Here is a 1,380-nt window from a genome sequence, read left to right as displayed (position 1 = left end):
GTGGAGCCACGGATGGACTTTGGCCAGACCGAGCCTTCAATACGCTTGTCACCCAGGAACGTCGGAGAGCCTTCCTGTTCAATATCATCATCAAAGGCAGCAAGTTCATCATAACCCGCCACATCCACCGACTTTTCACGGTAGTTTTTTGCCGCTTTACCGCCCAGGCACCAGAAGCCACGACCATTGGAAAAACGCTTCATAGTGAGCGTGTTATCCCGGTGCTTTTTGCCATACCACGGAGCCAGCGCCAGCAGCGACGGAATATCGCGGATGGTCGGCTCAACGTGGGTTTTCATAAAGTTCTCGGCATCACCATCCGTCGGCAACCAGATAAGTGTGTTGCGCTGCTTATGCTCTATAAAGTAGGCATAAACACCCAGCAGCATTTTGGAATAACCGACACGGGCAGACTTCACCACATTCACCTCACGGATGTAGTCGCTGCCCATCGCATTCATGATGGCCCGCTGAAAGGGCAGTGTTTCCCAGCGCCCTTCCTGGTATGCGGATTCTTTCGGGAGATAGTAATTAGCATCCGCCCATTCAACGGCGGTCTGTGGCTCCGGCCTGAACAGTGAGCGAAGCCCGGCGCGGACAAAATGCCGCAGCCTGTTAACCTGACTGTTCGATATATTCACTCAGCAACCCCGGTATCAGTTCATCCAGCGCGGCTGCTTTGTTCATGGCTTTGATGATATCCCGTTTCAGGAAATCAACATGTCGGTTTTCCAGTTCCGGAAAACGCCGCTGCACCGACAGGGGGATCCCGTCGAGAATACTGGCAATTTCACCTGCGATCCGCGACAGCACGAAAGTACAGAATGCGGTTTCCACCACTTCAGCGGAGTCTCTGGCATTTTTCAGCTCCTGTGCGTCGGCCTGCGCACGCGTAAGTCGATGGCGTTCGTACTCAATAGTCCCTGGCTGGAGATCTGTCTCGCTGGCCTGCCGCAGTTCTTCAACTTCCCGGCGCAGCTTTTCGTTCTCAATTTCAGCATCCCTTTCGGCATACCATCTTATAACGGCGGCAGAGTCATAAAGCACCTCATTACCCTTGCCACCGCCTCGCAGAACGGGCATTCCCTGTTCCTGCCAGTTCTGAATGGTACGGATACTCGCACCGAAAATGTCAGCCAGCTGCTTTTTGTTGACTTCCATTGTTCATTCCACGGCCAAAAACAGAGAAAGGAAACGACAGAGGCCCAAAAGTTCGTTTTCAGCACCTGTCGTTTCCTTTCTTTTCAGGGGGTATTTTAAATAAAAACATTAAGTTACGACGAAGAAGAACGGAAACGCCTTAAACCGGAAAATTTTCATAAATAGCGAAAACCCGCGAGGTCGCCGCCCCGTAACCTGTCGGATCGCCGGAAAGGACCC

The 1,380-nt window shown here is 52.4% G+C and carries 2 protein-coding genes; both read right to left on the bottom strand.

The window, feature by feature from the left end; translation table 11 throughout:
* Window positions 1–641: phage terminase large subunit family protein (locus G434_RS30855; RefSeq protein ID WP_016249746.1), on the bottom strand; the 641-nt coding region annotated here is incomplete at its 3' end.
* Complete coding sequence (locus tag G434_RS03160) at window positions 616–1,161, bottom strand: DNA-packaging protein (protein WP_000453611.1); 546 nt, start codon at window positions 1,159–1,161, stop codon at window positions 616–618. The genes G434_RS30855 and G434_RS03160, both read right to left, overlap by 26 nt.
* Between the last annotated feature and the right edge of the window lie 219 nt (window positions 1,162–1,380).

Source organism: Escherichia sp. KTE172 (assembly GCF_000408845.1).
Classification (GTDB): Bacteria; Pseudomonadota; Gammaproteobacteria; order Enterobacterales; family Enterobacteriaceae; genus Escherichia; species Escherichia coli.
Note: the sequence above shows the minus strand (reverse complement) of the source record. Positions and strands in the feature narration are given on the sequence as shown.

Bases quoted from the DNA above. Each gene is read 5' to 3' on its own strand.
- G434_RS03160 (WP_000453611.1), bottom strand. From the start codon at position 1,161: ATGGAAGTCAACAAAAAGCAGCTGGCTGACATTTTCGGTGCGAGTATC.